Origin of the sequence: Enterobacter sp. RHBSTW-01064 (assembly GCF_014103035.1) — a bacterium.
Taxonomy (GTDB): domain Bacteria; phylum Pseudomonadota; class Gammaproteobacteria; order Enterobacterales; family Enterobacteriaceae; genus Enterobacter; species Enterobacter mori.
In genome coordinates, this window is sequence record NZ_JABXOU010000003.1 from 320,775 (window position 1) to 346,754 (window position 25,980).

A 25,980-nucleotide genomic window follows, 5' to 3' on the forward strand; every position below is an offset into this window, starting at 1 on the left:
GTCACTTATTCTTCATTTTTCTCTTTTGGCAAAAGTATTCAGCGACATGAAAAAACAAAGGAACGTTAACTTATTGTTGATGCTGGTGTTACTGGTGGCCGTCGGTCAGATGGCGCAAACCATCTACATTCCGGCGATTGCCGACATGGCAAAGGAACTTAACGTCCGCGAGGGCGCAGTGCAGAGCGTGATGGCAGCGTACCTGCTGACCTATGGCGTTTCGCAACTCTTTTACGGCCCGCTGTCCGACCGCGTCGGGCGTCGTCCGGTGATCCTGGTGGGTATGAGCATTTTCATGGTGGCAACCGTGATTGCGATGATGACCCATAACCTGACCGTATTGATTGCCGCCAGCGCCTTACAGGGTGTCGGAACCGGCGTCGGCGGGGTGATGGCGCGAACCTTACCGCGCGATATGTATCAGGGCACCCAGCTCCGTCATGCCAACAGCCTGTTGAACATGGGTATTCTGGTCAGCCCGCTTCTCGCCCCGCTGATTGGCGGCCTGCTGGACACGATGTGGTCCTGGCGCGCCTGCTACGCCTTCCTGCTGATGCTGTGCATCATTGTCACCTTCAGCATGGCGCGCTGGATGCCGGAAACGCGCCCGCAGGACGCGCCGCGCACGAAGCTCATCACCAGCTACAAAACGCTGTTCGGTAACGGCGCGTTTACCTGCTACCTGCTGATGCTAATCGGCGGTCTGGCGGGTATCGCGGTGTTTGAAGCCTGCTCCGGCGTGCTGCTGGGCGCGGGGCTGGGTCTGAGCAGCATGGTCGTAAGTATTCTGTTTATTCTGCCGATCCCGGCGGCATTCTTCGGCGCGTGGTTTGCCGGACGCCCGAACAAACGCTTCTCTACCCTGATGTGGCAATCGGTGATCAGCTGTCTGCTGGCGGGTCTGATGATGTGGATCCCGGGGCTATTTGACGTGATGTCGGTCTGGACGCTGCTCATCCCGGCGGCGCTATTCTTCTTCGGCGCGGGCATGCTGTTCCCGCTCGCCACCAGCGGCGCGATGGAGCCGTTCCCGTTCCTTGCTGGCACGGCTGGCGCGCTGGTGGGCGGTTTGCAGAACATCGGTTCCGGCGCGCTGGCCTGGCTCTCGGCCATGATGCCGCAGACCGGGCAGGCTAGTTTGGGTTTGTTGATGACGCTGATGGGGCTGCTGATTTTACTGTGCTGGCTGCCGCTGGCGTCGCGTGTCCCGCATCACGAGCAGCCAGTTTAACCGCATGATGGCCCGGCTTCTCGCCGGGCTTTTCACAGACGGGCGCAATCATCACCTGTAGTAACGGCTCTGGCGCAGGCCGCCAGGCGCCCTCTTCCCCGTCGTAAAACTGGAAGTCCGCGTTCAACGCATACGGGATTTTCGCCTTTTGCAGCTCGCAGGCCATAAAGGTGGCGAAGGCCAGCTGCGAAACGGTTGGCGTGAGGTGGTTTGACTCCCCCACGCCCCAGCCCCCGACCCAGCTAACGTGCCCGGTTTTTTGCTGCCAGCGCAGCGCGGTATTGATGCGATTATGGATAGCCGCTTTCTCCGCCGCCGTGCCGGACGTCCACGGGTATTTACCGCTATTTTTCAGCGGCCCCCACGGGAAAATATGCCACTCCGCCAGCAGGTAGTTTTGACTGTGCGCAGGCAGCTTCAGGCTGGATAAATCCTCCGGCGCGGCACGCAGGCGTGGCGCAATGAAGATCATGCGCTGCGGGTCAATATCGTGGATCGCTTTAATGGTTTTTTCATACACGCGGTTTAGCGACGTGAGGTTGTGGTTAAGCTTGTCGGCGGGCTCATAAATGAGATCAAAACCCAGCAGTGGGTAGCTCTGACCGAAATAGTGCGCCACGGCAATCCACCAGTTGATCGTCTCTTTCTCGTTATCGGCTTTTGGGTCGTTTTTATATTCATCAGCCTGATAAGCGACTATCGGGATCACGCCATACTGCTCGCAGGCTTCTACCAGCTTGCGCAGGTGGATCAGCCGCGCTTCCGTCGGCTCATCGGCCACGCGGATGCGCACGTGGGTAATGCCTTTTGCACGAAAATCCCGTACCACTAGCGGGTCGAATTCACGTATGCCGCGCTCGGTACGCGCCCAGTCCACATCCATCCCGACGCCCAGCTGCTGCGCATAATGGGCAGCCGTCAGCGGCGGCTCAGCGGCAATCGCCCAGCAGGAAGAGATAAGCAACACAGTGGCAATAAAAGGCTTTAACACGGTTTACCCTGGATAAATCGAAAGCATTACCTGTATTTAGCACGCTTTTTCACATTTGGTGTAGAGCGAAAGCGTAATAATTCGTCAACCTGCCAGCTCTTTCAGCCAGCCGATAAAGGCATCTATTTTCGGCCACTGACGGCCAGAAAGCGTCGAGATATAGTAGTGCTGATGGCATTTCAGGGTCTTTTCACCAAACGGGGCGATAAGCTCGCCCCGTTCGAGCCGTTTCTGCACCAGCCGCTTTCTCCCCATCGCGACGCCTACGTGGTTGATGGCCGCAATAATCGCTAAATCGGAACGATCAAAGCCAATGCCCGACGATGGCGGCATATTCACCGCAAAGTGCTGCGCCCAGCTCAGCCACTCATCCGTACCGGAATCATTGCTCCAGGCCTGACGGTCGTGCAGCAGCGTGCAGTGGCTGAGGTTCTCGGGGTTTTTCAGCAGTTCATGCTCGCGGGCATACTGCGGCGAGCAGACGGGCAGAATCTCCTCGTCCATCAGGAAGTGATGTGAGAGGTGGTTTGGCGGCGTATCGTCGAAATAGAGCGCCAGATCGACGCCCGTTCGCTGCATATTAACGTAATCATTGCCGGTCAGGATGGTGAGTGAGATCGACGGGTAGCGGCGGGTAAAGTCCCCCAGCATGGGCACCAGCCAGCACTGGGCAATCGACGGGCGGGAGTAAACCGTCAGCGTGCCGGAGAGCGCCTGGTTTTTGATATCCAGGATCTCCTGATTCAGGGTGTCGAGGGACGTTTTTAGCGTCCAGTAAACGCGCTTGCCTTCCTGCGTCAGCTCGACTTTACGGTGCGAGCGAACAAACAGCTGAATGCCCAGCTCCTCTTCCAGCAGGTTAATGCGGTGGCTCACCGCGCTGGGGCTGAGCGACAGCTCCGCCGCCGCCAGGGCGAAGGACTCATGCCGGGCAGCCACTTCAAAGGTGTACATTTTCGACAACTGCCAGCCGTTTAGCAGCCGGTTTCTGGCTTCATTTGCATCGGTCATCACAATTCTCGCGCGTGGTATCTGCGCTCAGCATACCGCTCAAGGATGAATTTATGTGAACCTAATACGAGTTAAGTGCACTTTTTAGAACGCAGTCACTTAGTTGATCCAATCTGGCTCACCTGAACGCCAATTTATATCGTTTGTCAGCCCACGCCGTTTTTTCGTCCAATACCCACAGATGACATAAGGGTGAGGTGAGATATGGGATCTCAGGTCTGGGTTGTGGCAACGCTGCTGGTCAGCATTGTGTTGATTGTTTTAACCATCGTAAAACTGAAGTTTCACCCGTTCCTCGCGCTGCTGCTGGCGAGCTTTTTCGTCGGCGCGATGATGGGGATGAGCCCGCTGGATATGGTGAACGCCATCGAGAGCGGAATTGGCGGTACGCTGGGCTTCCTGGCGGCGGTGATTGGTCTGGGCACCATTCTCGGCAAGATGATGGAAGTCTCCGGCGCGGCCGAGCGCATCGGGATCGCACTGCAGCGCTGCCGCTGGCTGTCGGCGGACGTGATTATGGTGCTGGTGGGCCTTATCTGCGGCATTACGCTGTTTGTGGAAGTGGGCGTAGTACTGCTGATCCCGCTGGCGTTTTCCATCGCCAAAAAGACCAACACGTCGCTGCTCAAGCTGGCCATTCCGCTCTGTACCGCGCTGATGGCGGTGCACTGCGTAGTGCCGCCGCATCCGGCCGCGCTGTTTGTGACCAATAAATTAGGCGCGGACGTCGGAACGGTCATTGTTTACGGTTTGATGGTGGGCCTGATGGCCTCTCTGGTCGGCGGCCCGCTGTTCCTGAAACTGCTCGGCAACCGTCTGCCGTTTAAACCGGTTCCGGCGGAATTTTCAGACCTGAAGGTGCGGGAAGAGCACACCCTGCCGTCGCTGGGCGCCACGCTGTTCACGGTGCTGCTGCCGATTGCCCTGATGCTGGTGAAAACCATCGCCGAGCTGAATATGGCAAAAGAAGGTACGCTGTATACGCTGCTGGAGTTTATCGGCAACCCGATCACCGCCATGTTTATCGCCGTGTTTGTTGCCTACTACCTGCTGGGGATCCGCCAGCATATGGGCATGGGCACAATGCTGACGCACACCGAGCACGGCTTCGGCTCTATCGCCAACATTTTGCTGATTATCGGCGCGGGCGGCGCGTTTAACGCCATTCTCAAAACCAGCGGACTGGCGGACTCGCTGGCGCATATTCTCTCGAACCTGCACATGCACCCTATCCTGCTCGCCTGGCTGGTGGCGCTGGTGCTGCATGCCGCCGTCGGCTCCGCCACGGTCGCGATGATGGGCGCCACGGCGATCGTCGCGCCGATGCTGCCGCTCTACCCGAACGTCAGCCCGGAGATCATCACCATTGCCATCGGTTCCGGCGCCATTGGCTGCACGATCGTGACCGATTCTCTCTTCTGGCTGGTGAAGCAATACTGCGGCGCGACCCTGAATGAGACCTTCAAATACTATACGACGGCGACCTTTATCGCCTCGGTGCTTGCACTTGGCGGCACATTCCTGCTTTCCTTCATTATCTGAGCGCGAAGAGACGTACTATGGAAAACGCAACTATCACTACTTTAACCGCACAGTTTCCTCTGGTTGAGGATCTGGTTGCCCTGAAAGAAACCACCTGGCTTAACCCGCGCACCACGACGCTTGCAGAAGGGTTGCCCTATGTCGGGCTGACCAAAGCCGACGTGGACGACGCCCACGCGCGCCTCAACCGCTTCGCGCCGTATCTGGCGAAAGCCTTCCCGGAAACGGCGGCAACGGGCGGGATTATCGAATCCGAACTGGTCGCCATTCCGGCGATGCAAAAGCGGCTGGAGAAAACGTCCGGCAAGGCCATTCCCGGCACCCTGCTGCTGAAAAAAGACAGCCATCTGCCGATTTCCGGCTCGATTAAAGCGCGCGGTGGCATCTATGAGGTGCTGACCCATGCGGAAAAACTGGCGCTGGAAGCCGGGTTGCTGAGCATCGACGACGACTACAGCATTCTGCTGGAGCCGCGCTTTAAGGACTTCTTCAGCCAGTACAGCATTGCGGTAGGCTCAACCGGCAACCTTGGGATGTCCATCGGCATTATGAGCGCATGCATCGGCTTTAAGGTGACGGTACATATGTCTGCCGACGCCCGCGAGTGGAAGAAAGCCAAACTGCGCAGCCACGGCGTCATCGTCGTGGAATATGAGCAGGATTACGGCGTGGCGGTAGAGCAGGGACGAAAAGCGGCGGAAAGCGATCCGAACTGTTTCTTTATCGATGATGAAAACTCCCGCACCCTGTTCCTGGGCTACGCCGTTGCAGGCGAGCGCCTGAAGGCGCAGTTTGCCGAACAGGGCCGGGTAGTGGATGCGGAGCATCCGCTGTACGTCTACCTGCCGTGCGGCGTCGGCGGCGGCCCTGGCGGCGTGGCGTTTGGCCTGAAGCTGGCCTTTGGCGATAACGTTCACTGCTTCTTCGCGGAGCCAACGCACTCACCGTGCATGCTGCTGGGCGTCTACACCGGCCTGCACGATGAGATTGCCGTGCAGGATCTGGGCATTGATAACGTGACGGCAGCGGACGGCCTGGCGGTAGGACGCGCCTCCGGCTTCGTGGGCCGCGCGATGGAGCGCCTGCTCGACGGGTTCTATACGCTTTCCGACCAGAGCATGTACGACATGCTCGGCTGGCTGGCGCAGGAGGAAGGGATCCGTCTGGAACCGTCGGCGCTGGCAGGCATGGCCGGGCCGGTGCGCGTTCATTCGCATACCAACGTTACCCACCTGGTGTGGGCGACCGGCGGCGGGATGGTGCCGGAAGACGAGATGGCGAAGTATCTGGCTAAAGGGAAGTAATTATGCCGGGTGGCGGCTGCGCCTTACCCGGCTTACAGCTGCAAAATTTGTTGAATGTGGGTTACCGCAAACAGCAGTGACAGCGATAGCACGGCCAGGGCGATGAGGAACTTATCCCGCACCGCCTTCGGCTGTACAAAGTCATTCTGCGCCACGTCCATCAGGTTACGGCTGCGGGTATAGCGCCATAAAATGATAGCCACCAGCGCCAGCACAACCACTGAGATCCAGAATGGCACCCCCGTCCGGTGCCAGTTGTGCTTAATCGCCAGGGCAATCAGCGCGCCATACCCCAGCAGCGTTCGCAGCCACGCGAGCGACGTCCGCTCTGGCTGCAGGCCGGGGTCCGCTTCGCGTCGCGCTTTGCGGCTATCCGCCATAGAACACCAGCACCATTACCACGCCCGCCACCGTCAGCAGAATCGTGCTGATAATCAACAGCCCGCGCGTATAGGGCAGATCCTGCTTCAGACGCATCGCCTTCTCATTGCGCAGCCAGCGCAGGTAGCCATAAATCGCCAGCACGCCCGCGAACAGGCACAGCAGCAGCGCCAGCACTTCACGGATCAGCGGCGTGGCGAAATCCGGCGCGAGCTGATCGAGGCCCACCCCTGCGGCAAGAAAGCCCAGCGCGGTGCGGATCCACGCTAAAAAAGTGCGTTCATTAGCCAGAGAGAAGCGGTAGTCCGGCGCTTCACCGAGGCGGGAAATTTTCATGAAGGTTCCTTGTCGTGCTACGGGCAGGCTTCAGCATAGCGTAAATCGACAAGGACAAGGAGACCGGCATCGGGCGATGCCGGTCAGGACGATTAATGCAGCTCTGGCCAGTATGCTTTGTTGGCCTCGATCAGATCATCCAGAATCGCTTTCGCGACGGACGCGCTCGGCACGGTTTTCGACAGGGTGATAGCCTGCCAGAGTTTCTGGTACGAGCGCTGCTCCCAGGCATCCACCACCAGTTTTTCCACCGCCACCTGCTGGCTCATCAGCCCTTTCTGGAAGTGTGGAATATCGCCCACCGTGAGCGGCTCCGGTCCGTTATGGCCCACCAGGCACGGGATCTCCACCATCGCGTCGGCATCGAAGTTATGGATGGCCCCGTTGTTTGGCACAATCAGCAGCATCCGCTCCTGGGTGTTGAAGGCAATCGCGGTTGCCAGATCGACGATGTACGACGCGTGTTCGTCGATTTCCAGCTCGCCGGCGGAGGATTTTCCCGCCTCGATAATCGCCCGGCAGGAACTGAACACGTGCTTCTCACGGTGATCCATGACCTCATTGGCGCGGGTGCGTTCCGGGTTGGAATGCGCGACCACGTAGTCCGGGAACAGGTAATACTTCAGGTAGGTGTTCGGCATGGTGTCCGGATCCAGCGCCTGCACGTCTTTTGCTTTGGCAAAGGTATCGTTCCAGCTCGCTTCGGTATGCGCATCTTCCGAAGGCGGAACATAGCCGTTTTTCGCCACGTATTCGCGCAGTTTCGGCATAAGATCGTTGCCGTTCAGGTCTTCAATCGACGTCCACCAGCCGAAGTGGTTCAGGCCGTAGTAGCGCACGCGCATCTCTTTGCGGTCCTTGAGGCCGACAATCTGCGCCATGCGCCCTTCAATGCCGATCGGCATATCGCAGATGTTGAGGATTTTGGCGTTCGGGCGCAGGCGGCGCGTGGCTTCCGCGACAATCGCCGCCGGGTTGGAGTAGTTCAGCATCCACGCGTTCGGGGAGTACTGCTCCATATAGTCCACCAGCTCCAGCACGCCGCCGATAGAGCGCATGCCGTAGGAAATCCCGCCAGGTCCGCAGGTTTCCTGGCCCAGCACGCCGTGGCGCAGCGGAATTTTTTCATCTTTTTCACGCATCGGGTATTTGCCCACGCGGATATGCGCCATCACGAAATCCACATCGCTAAACGCCGCTTTAGGATCGGTGGTGTAGCTGAACTCAATCTCCGGCGCCTGCTCCCTGAGGATGATTTTGCACGCTTCGGCGATGGTTTCCTGACGTGCGCCGTCGTTGTCATAAAATTTCAGGGCGCGCAGCGGGAAACGGTCACGGTTGGCTAACAGCATCAGGACGATACCAGGCGTAAAGGTGCTGCCGCCGCCTGCAATGACAACTGAGAATTTTTTCATGATATAGCCTCTGTCAGGGTGGTTTGTTCATTTGTTAAAGGAGTTTTCATCAGCGATTCCAGCTGGTCACGCACCTGAGGAACGTGCAGGCCGACAATCACCTGAATGCCGTTGCCGCGTCGCACCACGCCGTGGGCGCCGAGGGCTTTGAAGACGTCATCGCTTTGGGTTTTCGCCATATCGACCAGGGCGATACGCAAGCGGGTGGCGCAGTTGTTGATGCTTTCGATGTTCGCCGCGCCGCCGAGCGCCTGAAGGAACCCGGCAGCCTGCCCGACCTGCTGGCTGGCCGCTGCCGGGGCGGTGGTTTGCCCGCGCGCCGCCTTATAGTCGGCCTTGCTGTAGAGTTTGATTTCGCTCTCTTCCCGGCCCGGCGTTTTCAGGTTCAGACGTTCGATCAGCGTTTTGAAGACCACGAAGTAGATCCCGGTGAAGCAGACGCCGATGCCGATCTGGGTGAATACCGTCGAGGCGTGGTTATGGAACATCGGGATCCAGTTTTGCGGCAGGAACTGGTCCAGCAGGCCGCCGCCCATGTTCCCGACCACGCCGAAGGCGTACATCACCGTTGCCATGGTGGCTGCCAGCACGGCGTGCACGGCAAACAGCAGCGGCGAAATAAACAGGAAGGTGAATTCGAGGGGTTCAGTGATGCCCACCAGCACGGCGGTGAGCGTAGCCGGGACCAGCAGGCCCGCCACCTTGACGCGGTTTTCCGGCGACGCGGTGTACCAGATAGCGAATGCAATCCCCACCGAGCCAAACACTTTTGAGTTGCCGTGCAGCGCGAACCCGCCTTCCGGGAAGAGGGTTTTCAGCGGCAGGGTGCTTTGGCTGAATTCCTGAAGGTGCTGCGCCCAGTAGACCTGAATGCCGCCTTCTACCGCCGCCGGGCCGAAGATAAACGGACCGTAGACGAAGTGGTGCAATCCGGTTGGGATCAGAATGCGTTCCAGGAAGGTATACACCCACACGCCCAGCGCACCGGCAGAGCGCAGGAACGCCTGCAGGGACTCGATGCCCATCTGCACTTTCGGCCAGCCCAGCAGCGTCAGCCAGGCGCAGGGGATCATGACGAAGAACGCGAGGATAACGACGAAGGAGCTGCCCTGGAAAATCCCCAGAAAGACCGGCAGCGGCTTGTCGAAGTAGCGGTTGTGGATGGCGGTGACGATGCCTGAAATCACAATGGCGCCGATGATGCTGGTATCGAGCGTTTTGATCCCGGCAATCATCGCCAACCCGCTACCCGCCGTCGGTTCGGCGGAGAAATCGACGCCAAAGAAGTGGCCCCAGGTCATCCCCATCGCGTTAATGAAGTAGTTCCAGGTCAGGAAGCTAATCAGCACCGCCAGACAGGCGCGGCCCTGCGCCTGCTTCGCCAGGCCAATCGGCAGGCCGACGGCAAAAATCAGCGGCATATTGCGAAACACCGCCCAGCCGCCCTCTTCAATGATGTGAACGATCTGCGCGAAAAGATGATCGGGGGCGGTTAAGGCTTCGCCAACAAACAGCGGGTTGCGAAGCATGATGGCGATTCCCACCACGATCCCGGCGAACGGAAACAGCAACACCGGGGTAAACATGGCACCGCCAAAACGTTGTATTTGACTGAGCATTTTTTAATCCTCATGAAACAACCTGTAGGGGTAGAGGCCTTTATGGTTTTTTGCTGGCCTGAGGTGAGCATAAGAACTTACTGATGCGCGAACATGGCGTGCCGCTGCGATTCGTGATCCCATTCATGGTTTTATTTTGACCAATCAGGTCTACTTTTAGCGGTAAACATGGACATGTCAGAACACAATCCACGCGCTAATAAGGGCAGAGAGGTCTACTGGTGATCTACAAATCTATCGCCGACAGATTGCGGCTGCGGCTGAATTCATCGGACTACAACATCGGCAGCCCGCTGCCGGGCGAAAAAGCGCTGGCGCAGGAGTTTGGCGTGGCGCGAATGACCATCCGCAAGGCGCTGGATCTGCTGGTGAGTTGGGGGTTGGTTGAGCGGCGGCACGGCAGCGGAACCTTTGTGTCGCGCAAAGACGTCCACCACGAAACCACCAACCTGACCGGGCTGGTGGAGGTGCTGCGTCAGCAGGGAAAAGAGGTGCAGAGTAAGGTGCTGCAGTTCGAAGTGATGCCCGCCCCGCCCGCCATCGCCAGCCAACTGCGGATTCAGGTGGATGAGCGGATCTATTTTTCCCGGCGGGTGCGCTACGTGGACGGGAAGCCGCTGATGCTGGAGGACAGCTTTATGCCGGTGAAGCTGTTCCGCAACCTCTCGCTGGCGCATCTTGAGGGGTCTAAGTTTGATTACATCGAGAAGGAATGTGGGATCACCATCAGCGGCAACTATGAGAGCCTGACGCCGGTGCTGGCAGATAAAACGCTGGCCGGTTATATGAACCTGCCGGAACAGACGCCACTGCTGCGCATTACCTCTCTCTCCTACAGCGACAGCGGCGAGTTCCTCAATTATTCCGTGATGTTCCGCAATACCAGTGATTACCAGGTGGACTACCATCTGCGGCGCATCCACCCGGACGACCTGCTAGCTCATCCCCCAGAACAGCACCGCCAGTAGCTGCGGGGTGATGATGCGCAGGAACATCACCAGCGGATAGACGGTGGCATAGGAGAGCGCGGCCGCGCCGCTGGTGGCGTGCAGGTTGTTGGCAAAGGCCAGCGCGGGCGGATCGGTCATGGAGCCCGCCAGCATCCCGCACAGGGTCAGGTAGTTCATTTTGGCGAACATCCGCGCCAGTATTCCCACCGTCAGCAGCGGGATCGCCGTGATGAATATGCCGTAGCCGACCCAGCTCATCCCTTCACCCTTGACCAGGGTATCGACAAAATCTCCACCGGATTTCAGCCCGACCACCGCCAGGAACAGCACGATGCCCAGCTCGCGCAGCGCCAGGTTGGCGCTCGGCGGCATAAACCAGTAGAGCTTCCCGATACAGCCGATACGCCCGAGGATCAGCGCCATAATCAGCGGCCCGCCCGCCAGACCCAGCTTGAGCGCCACCGGGAAGCCCGGCACGTACACAGGAATAGAGCCGAGCAGCACGCCGAGCCCGATGCCGATAAACACCGGCAGCATCTGCACCTGCTGCAGTTTTTGCTGGGCGTTACCCACCATATCCGCCACGGCGTCGATGGACGACGGGCGACCGACCAGGTTGAGGATATCCCCGAACTGCAGGCTGGCGTCCTGGCTGGCAACCAGTTCGACACCCGCACGGTTAAGGCGGGAGATCACCACGTCATAGCGCTCTTTCACCTGCAGATCGCGTATTTTCTTGCCCAACACCTTTTCATTGGTCACGACAACGCGCTCGACGCGCATATCGGTGCCGCGGGTTGAGAGCGATGTATCCACTTCCTGCCCAATCACCAGACGGGCGTTGTTTAAATCGCCGGGCTGACCGACCAGGTGCAGCAGATCGCCCTGCTGAATGACGGTGCCGGGCGCGGGTACCATCAGCATATCGTCACGCTTAAGGCGGGAGCAGATGATGTTAGCGCTGTTGAGGATCGGCACGTCCTGAATCGCCATATTGTTCAGGTTGGGGTTATCGACGCGAATATTGATGGTTTTGATCGGCATATGACCGTTGGTGAGCGTGGTTTCATGATCCATCGCCTCTTTTTCAACGTTGACGCGAAACAACACCCGCACCAGCCACATGGAGAGCAGAATGCCGCAAATCCCAAACGGATAGGCCATGGCGTAGCTCATCCCCATCTGGTCGACGATGCCGGGTTCGATACCCAAATCGCGCAGGATTTGCTGGCCCGCGCCGAGCGCTGGCGTGTTGGTGACCGCCCCGGAGAAAATGCCCAACACCACGGGCAGCGGGATATCGAAGATTTTGTGCAGAATTGCGGTGACCAGCCCGCCCATCACCACAATGCCGAGGGCAAACAGATTGAGTCGCAATCCGGAGACCCGAAGTGAAGCAAAAAAGCCCGGCCCGACCTGAATACCGATGGTATAAACGAAGAGGATCAGGCCGAACTCTTGAGTAAAGTGGAGCATTTCGGCGCTGAGGACCAGCCCGAGCTGGTCGGCAAAGTGCCCGACAAAAATGCCGCCAAACAGCACCCCGCCAATCCCAAACCCGACGCCACGTATTTTGATATTCCCTATCCACAGGCCAACAACAGCGACCAGGGCCAACACGCTGACGGTTAACGCGATATCACTCATGATCCACTTCCTGTGCATAACCTTAGTTATGCTAAGGATTCTCTCAGAGCCGGATGCGATTGTATGGGCGATGGCGCACAAAAAAGCCCTGCCGGGGCAGGGCTTCGTGCAGTCTGTGAGTATTGTCGGGTAGCGGCTGCGCCTTACCCGACCTACAGGAACGGCAGGATTTGTAGGCCGGGTAAGGCATAGCCGCCACCCGGCAAAAAAGTGAGTTAACTATTCAACGCCGGACGCTCGCTAATGGCGATACGCTGCGGCGCGATGGCTTCCGGCACGTTGCGGAGCAGGTCGATATGCAGCAGCCCGTTGGTAAACGTCGCGCCGGACACTTCCATATGGTCTGCCAGGGTAAAGCTCAGGCTAAACGGCTGATTAACCAGCCCCTGATGCAGCCATTTGGTCTCGGTCTCTTGTTTTTCCGGCGTCCCTTTCACGGTCAGACGCGTGCCTTCAAGCTGAATATCCAGATCGTCCTGGCGGAAGCCGGCCAGCGCAAGGGTGATGCGATAGTGGTTATCGTCGCTTTTTTCGATATTGTACGGCGGAAACGTCTGTTGCTCATTGCTGCTTTGCAGGGCGTTAGCCAGTTTGTCAAAACCAATCCACTGACGCAGCAGGGGGGATAAATCGTAGTTACGCATACTTAATCTCCTTCTGAGAAGCGAGTTCGGCACAGTTTAATTTTGTGCGCAGTTGTTCCTGCAAATCCTGATGGATTCGCATATGCTCCCGTTACGGCAAGCAATTCTGGGTGGGCCGCTCACGCGACCCGCGTAATTAGTTAATTTCGATACGGCGCGGTTTTTTCTCTTCCGGAATCACACGTTCCAGTTCGATAAACAGCAGGCCGTTAACCAGGTTCGCGCCTTTAACGTGAATGTTCTCGGCTAACTGGAACTTGCGTTCAAAGTTGCGCTCGGCGATGCCCTGATAAAGGTAGGTACGTTCTTTCTGCTCGGCCGTATGGGAACCTTTCACCACCAGCAGGTTGTCCTGCGCGGTGATCTCCAGTTCGTTTTCTGCAAAACCGGCGACGGCAATAGCGATGCGGTAGTGGTTTTCGTCAACCAGCTCAACATTGTATGGAGGGTAGCCGTTGCTCTGGCTTTGGTTATTTTCTAAATGGTTAAACAGGCGGTCAAAACCAATTGCAGAACGGTATAGCGGAGAAAGATCGAAGTTACGCATAAATAAAACTCCTGAAATCAGCGAGAAAATGTAGCCTTCCACCATGGACAGGCCTTTGTGCCCCCGAACACCCATCAGGCGAGTTCGTTATCGGCCACATTCTTAAAATGGGTCTGGATACGGGCTTTTCAAGCGTATTGATGTGAGATTTTTTTGCACTTTGCGGGTTGTCGCTTAGACTGGGACAACAGCACAAAGAGTTAAATTGCGATGGCTGCCACAGTGCGGGGTTTTCGGGCTATTCATTTAGGGTAAGGCCCGCTATAACCCTGAGTTGCAGGTCGATGCAGTGTTATTAACGATGACTGAGTGATGATGAAAAATGTTCTGATAAAGCTGACAGCGTTCAGCGGGGTGGTATTACTTTGCGGGTGCTCGAGCGTGATGTCTCACACCGGCGGTAAAGAAGGAACATATCCGGGGACGCGCGCCAGTGCGGCCATGATTTCCGATGACGACACAAACTGGGGAACCAAATCTCTGGTTATCCTGGATATGCCTTTCACGGCAGTCGCCGATACGCTGCTACTCCCGTGGGACATGTTCCGCACGGACAGTTCCGTGCGCTCACGCGTTGAGAAAAGCGAGCAGGAAAATCTGGCGACCAACGCCGTCATCCCGCCCGCTGCAATGCCCCCGCGTTAGTCCTCAGCGGTTTCCGTTAGCCACAGCTGGCGGAAACCGTCCGTCTCTTCCATCCAGGCGATAGAGCGCCCGTCAGGCGAGAACACGACCGCATCCGCAGACGGTGGATTGCCGCGATCGGACGTCAAAAACGTCACCTCTCCGGTCTGCGCGTCGCAGCAGGCGATCCGGTTTTCAAGCACACACCCCAGCATGTTCCCGGAAGGGTGCCAGTTGAACGCAGACTGAATCCCGCTCTCCGTATGGGTTAACTGGCGCGGCTCGCCGCCCTCGGGCGAGATTAACCACAGCTGAACCGTACCGTTTTCATCACGCATCAGAAAGGCAATCTGCGTCCCCTGCGGATTACTGCGTACCCAGTGGCGCGGCACGTTCACCAGCCCCGGATAACGGTTCTGGTGAGTGAAGGTCAATCGACGCTGCATCACCCCGGCAGGTGGCGCTGGCAGCGTCTCTGGCGTTCCCTGGAGCGGTGCATCACCCGCTCGTTTCCAGCCCTGCTCGTCCTGCGGTAACGCGACAATAAACAGCTCGGGTACTTTTTCGCCCTTTTCAGACAGCGTGTCGCCGATAAACGCCAGCCTGTCGTTGCCTACCCAGCCCTCTTCATAGGCACGGTTGATTTCATCGCTGCCCGGCTGTGGGTTGGGCGTGGTGCGGCTGACCAGCACGCTCCAGAAGGTTCCCGGATATTCACGCGGATGATTCCCCTGCGGGTTCACCGGGCCGAAAGGCGCAGCCACGCCGACGTTGCGTAAATCGAGCTTCGGATCGCGCTCGTGCAGCACGTGGTCGTTATAGGTGAAGCTGACGAGCTGCCCGTTCGGGCTAAAGACGTGCACATGGCTGCCGCCGCGCAGCGCGCCTGCGGTGTAGGGCGCAGTGATATCCATCGCGTCAAGATTGCTCACCTGACCGTTACAGGCAATGACTCCCTGACGATGATGAAAATCATAGTGCCAGTCTGCATCCGGTTTTTTCGGGCCGTGGATAAAGACGTATTTTTCCTGTGCGGGATGAACGGTCACCACGCCAACATGCGCGCCGTCAGTGGCGCGATAGATCACCTCCACCTCACCCGTAGCGACATTGACCCGCTCAATGGTTTCGCCGGTAAATGACGCACCAGACGGGCGTACGTCGTAGACCAGCCACTGGCTGTCCGGCGTCCAGGTATTAATATTGGTGAGCTGATGGTTACGGGGAGCGAAGGTGATTTGTTTCATGAGGATACCCTGATGCACGGTGAGTGCATCAGGGTAAAACATCCGTAGGGATTAGCCTACTCGTTTCACATCGCCCACCAGCAGGATGTAGGAGAGCGCGCCGATCAGCGCCACAGCAGAGATGTAGACCAGCGCCGGGCCGAAGCCGTAGTCCTGCGCCAGATAGCCGATGACCAGCGGTACGGTGATCCCGCCGAGCCCGCCGACAAAGTTGAACACGCCGCCGGTCAGGCCAATCAGCCGCATCGGCGCGAGGGACGACACCAGCGACCAGGTGATAGAGGCGAAACCGTTACCGAAGAACGCCACCGCCATCAGGGTCATAATCCACACCGGATCGTTGGTGTAGTTGGCACCCATGATGCAGGTTGAGATCAGCAGCCCGCAGATAATCGGCGTTTTACGCGCCACGCCCAGCGAGTAGCCTTTTTTCACCAGCTTATCGGCCAGCCAGCCGGAGAGCAGCACGCCGAAAAACGCCGCGAGGAACGGCACGGTGGTCATAAAGCCCGCTTTCAGCGCCGTGATGCCCTTTTCCTGGGTCAGATAGTTCGGGAACCAGGTCAGGAAGAACCACAGCGTGGAGGTCACAGCGAACTGGCCCAGATACACGCCCACCAGCTTACGGTGGAAGACCAGCTTCCAGTCCGCTTTGGTTAGCGGCTGGCGCGCCTCTTTTTTCACCGGCGCATCGCCATCCACCAGGCCACCGCCGTCGCGGATGTAGTCCAGCTCGGCTTTGGTGATGCTTTTGGTCAGACGCGGCGGCTGGTAAACCTTGAACCAGATCAGCGACCAGATAATGCCAATCCCACCGGTGACGATGAACACCCAATGCCAGCTCAGCAGCTCCTGGATCCAGATCAGCAGCGGCGTCAGGAACGCCAGGCCAACAAACTGCCCGGAGGTGTAAAAGCCGACGGCAGAAGCGCGCTCATGTTCCGGGAACCAGCTGGTCACCATGCGGTTATTGGTGGGAAAGGCGGGCGCTTCGAAAACCCCAGTGATCGCGCGCAGGCCAATCAGCGACATCAGCCCGGTCGCGAAGCCCTGGAACAGCGTCGCCACGGACCAGCCGAAAATGGCGATAAAGTAGGTCAGACGTGAACCCACGCGGTCAAGGAACCAGCCGCCGGGGATCTGGCAGAGCGTATACAGCCAGGCAAACGCCGAGAAGACGTAGCCCATTTCCGCTTTGGTGATGCCAAACTCTTCCTGAATATGAGCCGATGCCACGGCAAGGTTGGCGCGGTCGACATAGCAAATGACCACGGTAATAAAGATCATGATTAGCGTCAGGTAGCGGCGACGCCCGGTTTTTGCAGCAGTAACTGGAATATCCATCGCAATCTGTCTCCAGATTTTGGGCATAGCGAAGCCGCTCACCATGCCCTGTAATTTACAGAGGGTTATATTTTTGTATGTACGTTTTTATTGCCCGGTGGCGCTTCGCTTACCGGGCCTACGGGAGAGTAGGCCGGATAAGCGTAGCGCCATCCGGCTTTACCATTCGGCTACGGAACCGTCCTCATGACGCCATAGCGGGTTGCGCCAGTCTGGCGCGTTTTTACTGAGCTCAATAACTTTGGCTTCGTCAATTTCTACGCCAAGGCCCGGCTTCGTTAACGGTTTAAAGAAACCGCCTTCCATGCTGAAGTCTTCTTTGTTTTTCACAAAATCGAGCAGCTCCGCGCCCTTGTTATAGTGAATCCCCATGCTCTGTTCCTGGAACACGGCGTTGCGGGAGACAAAGTCCACATGCAGACAGGCTGCCAGCGCGATCGGCCCGAGCGGGCAGTGCGGCGCCAGCGCCACATCGTAGGCTTCTGCCATTCCGGCAATTTTGTAGCATTCGGTGATGCCGCCCGCGTGGGAGAGGTCCGGTTGCAGGATCGCAATGCCGCCCGCTTCGAGCACGCGCTTGAACTCGAAGCGCGAGAACATGCGTTCCCCCGCCGCGATGGGAATGTGCGTCTGTTCAGCCAGTTTCGGATAGTATTCCGCCTGCTCTGCCAGCACCGGCTCTTCGATAAACAGCGGGCGATACGGCTCCAGCTCTTTAATCAGCACTTTGGCCATCGGCGCGCTGACGCGGCCGTGGAAGTCCAGACCAAACTCGATCTCGTTGCCGAAGGCTTCACGGATTTGCGCCACGGTATTCACCGCGCGATCCACCGCACGCGAGTTGTCGATAATGCCCATCTCTTCGCAGCCGTTGAGCTTGAAGGTATCAAAGCCAATGTTGCGCAGCTGCGTGATGCCGTCGATCACTTCCGCAGGACGGTCGCCGCCGACCCAGCTGTAGGCTTTAATTTTGTCCCGCACCAGGCCGCCCATCAGCTGCCAGACCGGCGCGTCCAGCACTTTGCCTTTGATATCCCACAGCGCCTGGTCGATACCGGCGATGGCGCTCATCAGAATCGGTCCCCCGCGGTAGAAGCCCGCGCGGTACATCACCTGCCACAGGTCGTTGATGCGCGCCGGATCCTGACCAATCAGGTATTCACCCAGCTCGTGAACCGCCGCTTCAACGGTGCGCGCGCGTCCTTCAATTACCGGTTCGCCCCAACCTACAACGCCTTCATCGGTTTCGATTTTCAGGAACATCCAGCGCGGGGGTAAACGGTACGTGGTGAGTTTGGTTATTTTCATTTCACTGCCTCTCGATACGCTTTCACAAATGCTGCTGCCTGCTGTGCGGTACGTTCCACGGACTGCCCGGCGCGATACAGATCGCTGCCCAGCCCCGCGCCCACACAGCCCGCGCTCATCCACTGGCCCAGGTTTTCTGGCGTTACGCCGCCCACGGCAAAGACCGGCACGCTGGCGGGTAAGACCGCTTTCAGGGCTTTGATGTAGTCAGGGCCAAAGGCCGACGACGGGAAAATTTTGAGCGACTGCGCGCCCGCATCGAGGGCAGTAAAGGCTTCCGTGGCGGTGGCGCATCCCGGGCAGACGGTCATGCCGTAACCCACCGCGCGGCGGATCACCTCAGGCTGAATGTTGGGCGTGACGATAAGCTTGCAGCCCATTTTCGCCAGTTCATCCACCTGCTCCGGGTGCAGCACGGTGCCTGCGCCAATCAGCGCCTTCTCACCGAACGCCTCCACCACGGCCGGAATGCTTTTTTCCCACTCCGGCGAGTTGAGCGGGATTTCAACCGCGTCGAATCCGGCGTCGATAACCGCACCGACGTGGGCTAACGCCTCATCGGGCGTGATGCCGCGCAAAATCGCGATAAGGGGAAGATCAGTTTGCCACTGCATGAGCGATGCTCCTTATTCCTGCCTGAAATGCCGTGTCGCCGGATACCGTTGCAACATCACACCCAACGGCGCGGAACGCCTGCTCGTAGCGCGACGTCAGCGATGCGCCGGCGACAAGGGTGACGGCCTGCTCGTGCGCGATGAAATCACGCATGCTGGCGACTTCTGCGCCAATCAGCAGGCCGGAGAGAAATTCGCTGACCTGCTCGCGCGGGAGATTTCCCAGCACGTGCGAGGCGCGAACCTCAAAAAGCTGCGGCAAAACATCAGGAGAAGCGATCCCACGGTCAAGCCCGGCAGCAAACGCCTGTGACGAGGCTTCTTGCTCCGGCAAACCGGCTCCCACCAGCGAGTGGTTGAGCAGCAAATGGTGCAGCTCGCCGGTCATCACGGTGCGAAAATCGTGGATTTGCTCAGCATCAGCCTGGACCCACTTGCAGTGCGTTCCAGGCATGATGTAGACAGAAGAAGGAGAAAGCGTGCGCGCGCCAAGCAGCTGCGTCTCTTCGCCGCGCATCACGTTGTGGTTATCGTCGCGAGAGACGCACAAGCCGGGAATAATCCAGATATTGTCGCCAACGGACGTTAACTGCTCGCCAATAGCGGAGAAGTGGGCGGGAACCGGCAGATAAGGCGCGACTTTCCAGCCTACGTTACTGCCGACCATACCCGCCATGACCACCGGCGTGGCGCTATCGCGCCAGTTTTGTGTGACCTCTGCTAACACCGCCTCGGGGGATTTACCGTTCAGGCGCGTCACGCCTGCTTCTGATTGCCTGCTCTCCAGGCACTGCTCGCCCTTATAAAGCCAGGCGCGCAGATTGGTCGATCCCCAGTCAATTGCGATGTAGCGAGATGTCATGTGATTTCCTTCAGCCTTCGTGTCGAGCTGGCGATCATGGTAAGTGCCGCCTGCTCTGCCGCATCGCCATCCTGATGCCGTATCGCATCGAACAGCGCTTTATGTTCCTGGAGCGTTTTCGGCATGTTGGCCTCATCGCCCATCCAGGTACGTTCAAATACTGCTCGCTGTAGCGAGCTGATCGCCACGCTAAGCTGCTGTAATACCGGGTTATGCACCGACTGCAGCACCGCTTCGTGGTAGCGAATATCCGCCTCGTTAAACGCTTCCCGGTTCTGGTTATTGGCGATCATGTCGTTTAAAGCCGACTCAATCTGCGCCAAATCGCCGGACGTTGCGCGCTCCGCCGCCCAGCGGGCGATGGCCGGTTCAACCAGGTTTCGTACCTCGCTCATCGCACCGATAAGCCTTGGGTCGTAGTCGTTTTCCAGCACCCACTGCAGAACGTCGGTATCGAGGTAATTCCACTGGTTGCGCGGGGCAACAAACGCGCCGCGGTACCGTTTCATTTCAATCAGCCGCTTCGCCATCAGCGAGCGGAATACTTCCCGGATGATGTTGCGCGAGGTTTCAAACTCTTCGCACAGTTCGGCCTCTGCTGGCAGCGGTGAACCGGGAACGTATTTGCCCCCCACAATCTGGGTGCCCAGCGTGATGACGATGCGATCGGTTTTATTGAGAGTCATGGAGAGTCCTTGTGCTCTGTATGTCCATCACTACTTTACCGCGACCGCTGAATTTCACCTCACTTTTGCAGTACAAACGTGAGGGAGTTCGTCTTTGCTGTGGTGGTAATGTAGTACAATCACTTAATGTTGTACTACAATCAAGATCACAAAAAGAACAATTCAATAAATTCAGTGCAAAAAAAAGCCCCAGTTGATAACCGAGGCTGATGATTAAAAATAAGCGTTACTGCAACACAAATTTCTCGATCGCGTGGGCAACGCCGTCTTCCAGGTTGGATTTGGTCACGAAGTTGGCCACTTCTTTCACCGACGGAATGGCGTTATCCATCGCCACGCCCATGCCCGCGAACTCAATCATCGCGATGTCGTTTTCCTGGTCACCCAGCGCCATGATCTCTTCCGGTTTGATACCCAGCGCATCAGCAAGCGATTTTACGCCTGTGCCTTTATTGACGCGTTTATCGAGGATTTCGAGGAAGTATGGCGCGCTTTTTAGCACGGTGTACTTCTCTTTTACCTCCGCCGGAATGCGTGCGATGGCTTTATCCAGGATTTCAGGCTCGTCGATCATCATCACTTTCAGGAACTGGGTCGCCGGGTCCATCTTCTCGGCTTCACAGAACACCAGCGGGATCGTCGCGACAAAGGATTCATGCACCGTGTAGTAGCTGATGTCGCGGTTAGCGGTGTACAGCGTGTTGCGATCGAGCGCGTGGAAGTGCGACCCTACTTCACGGGACAGTTTTTCCAGGAACAGGTAGTCATCATAGTTCAGCGCGGTTTGCGCCACCGTGCTGCCGTCTGCGGCTTTCTGCACCAGCGCACCGTTGTAGGTGATGCAGTAGTCACCAGGCTGATTCATGTGCAGCTCTTTCAGGTAGCTGTGTACGCCCGCATACGGACGGCCCGTGGTCAGGACCACATTCACGCCCTTCGCGCGGGCGGCGGCGATCGCGTTTTTAACGGCTGGAGAGATGGTGTGGTCTGGCAGCAGCAGCGTGCCGTCCATGTCGATTGCAATGAGTTTGATAGCCATGAGATCCCCGGGATAAATGAGTGCTGCCTCATGCTAACGCGATTAAGCCCACAAAAATAGAGCTACATTGCGCAACAGAAATACCCCTTTTACGCAAATCCCGGGGAGCGCTGACTTACTCGCGAGTAAGGACGATTTTGCCAAACGCGCCGCGATCGAGGTGTTCAAACGCCTGTTCAAGCTCGTTAAAACGGTAGCGATGTTCGATCACAGGTTTCAGTCCGGTCACATCCACGGCGCGGACGAAATCTTCCAGCGCCCGGCGGTGGCCTACGCCAATCCCCTGAATGACGGGGGATTTCAGCAGCAGTTCACCAGCTGAGAGCGTAATCTCCGTCCCGGCCAGCACGCCAATCACGGAGATACGCCCGTGAACGGCAACGGCGCGCAGGGAATGCTTCAGGTTCTCTCCCCCTACGGTTTCGATAATATGGTCGATGCCGCGATCCTGCGTGAGCGCCAGCGTATTTTCCGCCCAGTCGCCCTTCAGACGGTTGATGCCCTGATTAGCCCCCAGTTTTTTGGCCTGCGCCAGTTTTTCATCGCTTCCCGAAGTGACAAACACCTCTGCGCCGTGCGCTTTTGCGATTTGCAAAGCAAAGAGCGCCACGCCGCCCGTGCCCTGCACCAGCACCGATTGCCCGGCGCGCAGCTGGCCGCGTTCCACCAGCGCAAACCAGGCGGTAAGCCCTGCGCAGGGCAGCGTGCTGGCCTCGGCGTCATCCAGGGTCTCCGGGGAGGCCACCAGCGCGTCTTCATTCACAATCACATACTCGGACAGCATGCCCTGGAAGTATCCGCCGGACGTTTTATAGGGCAGATTACGCGCGTCCGCCTGCGGCTTACCGTCTATCCACTCAGGGAAGAAGGTTGAGATGACGCGTGCGCCGGGTTTGAAACGCGTAACACCTTCACCAATGCTGTCCACCACGCCCGCCATGTCAGACGCCGGAGTAAACGGGAAGGAAAGCGGGATCGGCATTGTGCCTTCAACAACCATTTTATCGCGATAGTTAAGCGCAACGGCATTCACCCGCACGCGCACTTCACCCGGGCCGGGCTGTGGAACGAGTGCCTGAGTCAGCTTGAGGTTCTCGCGCCCGAGGGCGTCCATGGACCAGCGTTGCATTGTCTCTGTCATTTTATTTCTCCTGCCATCAGATGAGCTTTAGTCCTGACAGTCTACCGTTGACTAACCGTCGCCAGTGGCGATAAGTTTTCTCTTCATTGACGCCAGAATAGATACAATCCATGACCGATACGCTGAAGGATATTCCTGTTTTTGTGGCCGCCGTTGAGGCGGGAAGTTTCGCGCAGGCCGCCATTCGTCTGCATTTGTCACGTTCGGCGGTAGGAAAAAGCATCGCTCGCCTCGAGGAGCGGCTTGGTGTGCGTCTGTTTCACCGCACCACCCGCAGCCAGAGTCTGACCGATAACGGCGCGCTTTTTTATGAGCGCTGCCTGCGGGCGCTTGAGGAGATTCGGGGTGCGGAATCGCTGCTTGAAACCGGGAAACAGCAGGTCAGCGGTCGCCTGCGCGTTGCCATGCCGGTGCTGTTTGGTCGCCAGTGCGTCGCCCCGCTGCTGATCGCGCTGGCGCAGGAACACCCCGGGCTTGAGCTTGAAATGTCATTCAGCGACCGCGTGGTGGATCTGGTGGAGGAAGGGTTTGATATGGCAGTGCGGAACGGCACGCTTCAGGACAGCAGCGTGCTGGTCGCCAGAAGGCTGGGGGAACACCGCATGGTGCTGTGCGCCGCGCCGGAGTATCTGCAGAAGAAAGGCCAGCCACAAAGCGTTGATGATTTACCCCAGCATACGGCCATTAACTATCTGCGCGCAGGCAGAGTGTTGCCCTGGCAGCTGATGGATAGCGAAGGAACGTCGCGCACCTTTACACCCCGATCGTCGCTCAACATGGATGATTTGCAGGCGATCTGCGACGCTGCGCTGGCCGGACACGGCATTGCATGGCTGCCCTGCTGGATGGTCGTCAAAGATATTCATCAGGGTAAGCTCGTCCCGCTCCTGAAGCAGGCACCGGATGTGCATTTCGACGTTCATGCGGTGTGGCAGCAGACGCCGCATCTGCCGCTGAGGGTAAGAATAGCGATAGATACGCTGGCGAGCCGTTTACCGTCCGTGATGTCGCTGGATATGCCTGCGCCCATAAAAAAGCCGCGCTAAAAGCGCGGCCAGTTATCGTGCGGTATAACGACGATTAAATATCGATATTTGCCGCTTTCAGGGCGTTCTCTTCGATGAAGGCACGACGTGGTTCAACCGCGTCGCCCATCAGGGTCGTGAACAGCTGGTCCGCAGCAATCGCGTCTTTAACGGTCACGCGCAGCATACGACGGCTTTCCGGATCCATGGTGGTTTCCCACAGCTGGTCCGGGTTCATTTCGCCCAGACCTTTATAGCGCTGGATCGCGAGGCCACGACGGGACTCTTTCACCAGCCAGTCCAGCGCCTGCTCGAAGCTGGCTACCGGCTGACGACGTTCGCCACGTTCGATGAACGCATCGTCTTCGATCAGCCCGCGCAGCGTCTCGCCGAGCGAGCAGATACGGCGGTATTCCGGACCGGTCACAAACTCGTGTTCCAGCGGGTAGTCGGTATCAACGCCGTGGGTACGCACGCGAATAATAGGCTCGAACTGCTTATCGGCGTTCTGCTGGATATCGCATTTCCACATGCTGCCGTGCTGCTCTTTCTCGTTCAGATCGGTCACCAGAGCGTTCACCCAGCGGGTCACGGTCTGCTCGTCGCTCAGATCGGCTTCGGTCAGGGTTGGCTGATAAACCAGCTCCTTCAGCAGCGTTTTCGGATAACGGCGTTCCATACGCGTGATCATTTTCTGCGTGGCGTTGAACTCGGACACCAGACGCTCCAGCGGCTCACCGGCCAGTGCAGGGGCGTGAGAGTTCGCGTGCAGGGTCGCACCATCAAGCGCGATCGCGATTTGGTACTGATCCATCGCTTCGTCGTCTTTAATGTACTGTTCCTGCTTGCCTTTCTTCACTTTGTACAGCGGCGGCTGTGCAATGTAGACGTGGCCACGCTCAACGATCTCAGGCATCTGACGATAGAAGAAGGTCAACAGCAGCGTACGGATGTGCGAGCCGTCGACGTCCGCATCGGTCATGATGATGATGCTGTGGTAGCGCAGCTTGTCCGGGTTGTACTCATCACGGCCGATGCCGCAGCCCAGCGCGGTGATGAGCGTCGCCACTTCCTGAGAAGAGAGCATCTTGTCGAAACGGGCTTTCTCAACGTTGAGGATTTTACCCTTCAGCGGCAGGATCGCCTGGTTCTTACGGTTACGGCCCTGCTTCGCAGAACCGCCCGCGGAGTCCCCTTCCACGAGGTACAGTTCGGACAGCGCCGGGTCGCGCTCCTGGCAGTCAGCCAGTTTGCCCGGCAGGCCTGCTAAGTCCAGCGCCCCTTTACGACGGGTCATTTCACGGGCTTTACGCGCCGCTTCACGGGCACGCGCCGCATCGATAATTTTGCCCACCACGATTTTCGCGTCGGACGGGTTTTCCAGCAGGTATTCGCTCAGCAGTTCGTTCATCTGCTGCTCAACCGCCGATTTCACCTCAGAAGAGACCAGCTTGTCTTTGGTCTGTGAGGAGAACTTCGGATCCGGCACCTTCACGGAAACCACGGCAATCAGGCCTTCACGGGCGTCGTCACCGGTGGCGCTGACTTTCGCTTTCTTGCTGTAGCCTTCTTTGTCCATGTAGGCGTTCAGGGTACGGGTCATCGCCGCACGGAAGCCCGCAAGGTGCGTACCGCCGTCACGCTGTGGAATGTTGTTGGTGAAGCAGTAGATGTTTTCCTGGAAACCGTCGTTCCACTGCAGCGCCACTTCCACGCCGATACCGTCTTTTTCGGTAGAGAAATAGAAGATATTCGGGTGAATTGGCGTTTTGTTCTTGTTCAGATACTCAACAAACGCTTTGATACCACCTTCGTAATGGAAGTGGTCTTCTTTGCCGTCACGCTTATCTTTCAGGCGAATAGACACGCCGGAGTTCAGGAACGACAGTTCGCGCAGGCGTTTCGCCAGGATGTCGTACTCGAATTCGGTGACGTTGGTGAAGGTTTCATGGCTCGGCCAGAAACGTACCAGGGTACCGGTTTTGTCGGTATCGCCGGTGACGGCCAGCGGGGCCTGCGGCACGCCGTGAGTATACAGCTGACGGTGAATTTTGCCTTCGCGCTGAATAACCAGCTCCAGCTTCTGCGACAGGGCGTTAACCACGGAGACGCCTACGCCGTGCAGGCCGCCGGAAACTTTATAGGAGTTATCGTCGAACTTACCGCCTGCGTGCAGGACGGTCATGATCACTTCCGCAGCAGATACACCCTCTTCCGGGTGAATACCGGTTGGGATGCCACGACCATCATCGGTGACGGAGACGGAGTTGTCCGCATGGATGGTGACCACGATGTCTTTACAGTGACCCGCGAGCGCTTCGTCGATAGCGTTATCTACCACCTCGAATACCATGTGGTGCAGACCGGTGCCGTCATCCGTGTCGCCGATATACATACCCGGGCGCTTACGCACCGCATCCAGCCCTTTCAGGACTTTGATACTGGAGGAGTCATAAGAATTCGACATCAACG

The 25,980-nt window shown here is 57.9% G+C and carries 24 protein-coding genes and 1 other annotated feature; of the genes, 6 read left to right on the forward strand and 18 right to left on the reverse strand.

Going from position 1 to position 25,980, the window contains the following annotated elements:
- Nucleotides 1-46 precede the first annotated feature (46 nt).
- Complete coding sequence (emrD, locus tag HV355_RS11770) at nt 47-1,231, forward strand: multidrug efflux MFS transporter EmrD (RefSeq protein WP_182402001.1); 1,185 nt, start codon at nt 47-49, stop codon at nt 1,229-1,231.
- On the opposite strand, the gene HV355_RS11775 is transcribed toward emrD, so the two are convergent.
- Together HV355_RS11775 and dsdC are read right to left on the reverse strand one after the other, a co-directional pair.
- The gene (locus HV355_RS11775; protein WP_182402003.1) at nt 1,134-2,222 is read right to left on the reverse strand and encodes a cellulase family glycosylhydrolase; all 1,089 of its coding nucleotides are present in this window, start codon (nt 2,220-2,222) and stop codon (nt 1,134-1,136) included. The two genes, emrD and HV355_RS11775, sit on opposite strands and share 98 nt — an antisense overlap.
- A gap of 84 nt (nt 2,223-2,306) precedes the next feature.
- Nucleotides 2,307-3,233: a DNA-binding transcriptional regulator DsdC gene (gene dsdC, locus HV355_RS11780; protein WP_148400154.1), complete on the reverse strand. Its 927-nt coding sequence runs from the start codon at nt 3,231-3,233 to the stop codon at nt 2,307-2,309.
- 204 nt (nt 3,234-3,437) lie between these two features.
- On the opposite strand from dsdC, the gene dsdX reads away from it, so the two are divergent.
- On the forward strand, nt 3,438-4,775 hold the full coding sequence (gene dsdX / locus HV355_RS11785; protein WP_023309824.1) for a D-serine transporter DsdX: 1,338 nt from the start codon (nt 3,438-3,440) through the stop codon (nt 4,773-4,775).
- Between the two features lie 17 nt (nt 4,776-4,792).
- The gene (gene dsdA / locus HV355_RS11790) at nt 4,793-6,079 is read left to right on the forward strand and encodes a D-serine ammonia-lyase (protein ID WP_182402005.1); all 1,287 of its coding nucleotides are present in this window, start codon (nt 4,793-4,795) and stop codon (nt 6,077-6,079) included.
- 32 nt (nt 6,080-6,111) lie between these two features.
- On the opposite strand, the gene HV355_RS11795 is transcribed toward dsdA, so the two are convergent.
- The 4 genes from HV355_RS11795 to HV355_RS11810 all read right to left on the reverse strand — a co-directional run bounded on the left by HV355_RS11795 (nt 6,112) and on the right by HV355_RS11810 (nt 9,830).
- Nucleotides 6,112-6,459, reverse strand: a complete 348-nt coding sequence (locus tag HV355_RS11795) for a DUF202 domain-containing protein (protein WP_120159003.1) — start codon at nt 6,457-6,459, stop codon at nt 6,112-6,114.
- Nucleotides 6,449-6,796 carry a YidH family protein gene (locus HV355_RS11800; protein WP_023309821.1) on the reverse strand — a complete coding sequence of 116 codons (348 nt, stop codon included), beginning with the start codon at nt 6,794-6,796 and terminating at the stop codon, nt 6,449-6,451. Before HV355_RS11800 ends, HV355_RS11795 begins: the two co-directional genes overlap by 11 nt.
- 92 nt (nt 6,797-6,888) lie before the next feature.
- Nucleotides 6,889-8,211 carry a 6-phospho-alpha-glucosidase gene (locus HV355_RS11805; protein WP_108417248.1) on the reverse strand — a complete coding sequence of 441 codons (1,323 nt, stop codon included), beginning with the start codon at nt 8,209-8,211 and terminating at the stop codon, nt 6,889-6,891.
- Entirely contained in the window at nt 8,208-9,830 is a 1,623-nt protein-coding gene (locus tag HV355_RS11810) for an alpha-glucoside-specific PTS transporter subunit IIBC (RefSeq protein ID WP_168980069.1), read from the reverse strand. Before HV355_RS11810 ends, HV355_RS11805 begins: the two co-directional genes overlap by 4 nt.
- 221 nt (nt 9,831-10,051) lie before the next feature.
- Between HV355_RS11810 and HV355_RS11815 the strand changes: the two genes are divergently transcribed.
- The gene (locus HV355_RS11815) at nt 10,052-10,798 is read left to right on the forward strand and encodes a GntR family transcriptional regulator (protein ID WP_024907387.1); all 747 of its coding nucleotides are present in this window, start codon (nt 10,052-10,054) and stop codon (nt 10,796-10,798) included.
- On the opposite strand, the gene HV355_RS11820 is transcribed toward HV355_RS11815, so the two are convergent.
- The 3 genes from HV355_RS11820 to ibpA form a co-directional block, all read right to left on the reverse strand.
- Nucleotides 10,766-12,427 (reverse strand): putative transporter, encoded by a 1,662-nt coding sequence (locus tag HV355_RS11820; RefSeq protein ID WP_120159005.1) that lies wholly within the window; start codon nt 12,425-12,427, stop codon nt 10,766-10,768. The genes HV355_RS11815 and HV355_RS11820 overlap by 33 nt on opposite strands.
- 215 nt (nt 12,428-12,642) lie before the next feature.
- Nucleotides 12,643-13,071, reverse strand: coding sequence for a small heat shock chaperone IbpB (ibpB, locus tag HV355_RS11825; protein WP_059311582.1), 429 nt, complete (start codon nt 13,069-13,071; stop codon nt 12,643-12,645).
- Between the two features lie 136 nt (nt 13,072-13,207).
- The gene (gene ibpA / locus HV355_RS11830) at nt 13,208-13,618 is read right to left on the reverse strand and encodes a small heat shock chaperone IbpA (protein ID WP_008500162.1); all 411 of its coding nucleotides are present in this window, start codon (nt 13,616-13,618) and stop codon (nt 13,208-13,210) included.
- Nucleotides 13,612-13,683: a sequence feature (ROSE (Repression Of Heat Shock gene Expression) occurs in the 5'-region of heat shock genes and acts as an RNA thermometer to modulate expression.), on the reverse strand. It overlaps the preceding gene by 7 nt.
- A gap of 247 nt (nt 13,684-13,930) precedes the next feature.
- Here ibpA and HV355_RS11835 point away from each other — a divergent pair.
- Nucleotides 13,931-14,263: a YceK/YidQ family lipoprotein gene (locus HV355_RS11835; protein ID WP_010426547.1), complete on the forward strand. Its 333-nt coding sequence runs from the start codon at nt 13,931-13,933 to the stop codon at nt 14,261-14,263.
- Here HV355_RS11835 and HV355_RS11840 read toward each other — a convergent pair.
- From HV355_RS11840 to HV355_RS11875, 8 genes are all read right to left on the reverse strand, one after another.
- On the reverse strand, nt 14,260-15,489 hold the full coding sequence (locus HV355_RS11840; RefSeq protein WP_182402007.1) for a DUF3748 domain-containing protein: 1,230 nt from the start codon (nt 15,487-15,489) through the stop codon (nt 14,260-14,262). The genes HV355_RS11835 and HV355_RS11840 overlap by 4 nt on opposite strands.
- A 51-nt stretch (nt 15,490-15,540) precedes the next feature.
- On the reverse strand, nt 15,541-16,878 hold the full coding sequence (locus HV355_RS11845; protein WP_108417245.1) for an MFS transporter: 1,338 nt from the start codon (nt 16,876-16,878) through the stop codon (nt 15,541-15,543).
- 114 nt (nt 16,879-16,992) lie between these two features.
- Entirely contained in the window at nt 16,993-18,141 is a 1,149-nt protein-coding gene (dgoD, locus tag HV355_RS11850) for a galactonate dehydratase (RefSeq protein WP_174340309.1), read from the reverse strand.
- Nucleotides 18,138-18,755 (reverse strand): 2-dehydro-3-deoxy-6-phosphogalactonate aldolase, encoded by a 618-nt coding sequence (locus HV355_RS11855; protein ID WP_042714333.1) that lies wholly within the window; start codon nt 18,753-18,755, stop codon nt 18,138-18,140. The genes dgoD and HV355_RS11855 overlap by 4 nt, the downstream gene beginning before the upstream one ends.
- On the reverse strand, nt 18,739-19,617 hold the full coding sequence (locus HV355_RS11860; protein WP_182402009.1) for a 2-dehydro-3-deoxygalactonokinase: 879 nt from the start codon (nt 19,615-19,617) through the stop codon (nt 18,739-18,741). The genes HV355_RS11855 and HV355_RS11860 overlap by 17 nt, the downstream gene beginning before the upstream one ends.
- Nucleotides 19,614-20,303 carry a D-galactonate utilization transcriptional regulator DgoR gene (dgoR, locus tag HV355_RS11865; RefSeq protein ID WP_003861109.1) on the reverse strand — a complete coding sequence of 230 codons (690 nt, stop codon included), beginning with the start codon at nt 20,301-20,303 and terminating at the stop codon, nt 19,614-19,616. Before dgoR ends, HV355_RS11860 begins: the two co-directional genes overlap by 4 nt.
- A 226-nt stretch (nt 20,304-20,529) precedes the next feature.
- A complete protein-coding gene (yidA, locus tag HV355_RS11870) occupies nt 20,530-21,342 on the reverse strand; it encodes a sugar-phosphatase (protein WP_172701413.1) in 813 nt (270 codons plus the stop codon).
- Between the two features lie 115 nt (nt 21,343-21,457).
- Nucleotides 21,458-22,483 (reverse strand): NAD(P)-dependent alcohol dehydrogenase, encoded by a 1,026-nt coding sequence (locus HV355_RS11875; protein ID WP_182402011.1) that lies wholly within the window; start codon nt 22,481-22,483, stop codon nt 21,458-21,460.
- A 110-nt stretch (nt 22,484-22,593) separates the two neighbouring features.
- On the opposite strand from HV355_RS11875, the gene HV355_RS11880 reads away from it, so the two are divergent.
- The gene (locus tag HV355_RS11880) at nt 22,594-23,529 is read left to right on the forward strand and encodes a LysR family transcriptional regulator (RefSeq protein WP_182402013.1); all 936 of its coding nucleotides are present in this window, start codon (nt 22,594-22,596) and stop codon (nt 23,527-23,529) included.
- A 34-nt stretch (nt 23,530-23,563) separates the two neighbouring features.
- On the opposite strand, the gene gyrB is transcribed toward HV355_RS11880, so the two are convergent.
- Nucleotides 23,564-25,975 carry a DNA topoisomerase (ATP-hydrolyzing) subunit B gene (gyrB, locus tag HV355_RS11885; protein ID WP_089598329.1) on the reverse strand — a complete coding sequence of 804 codons (2,412 nt, stop codon included), beginning with the start codon at nt 25,973-25,975 and terminating at the stop codon, nt 23,564-23,566.
- Nucleotides 25,976-25,980 lie beyond the last annotated feature (5 nt).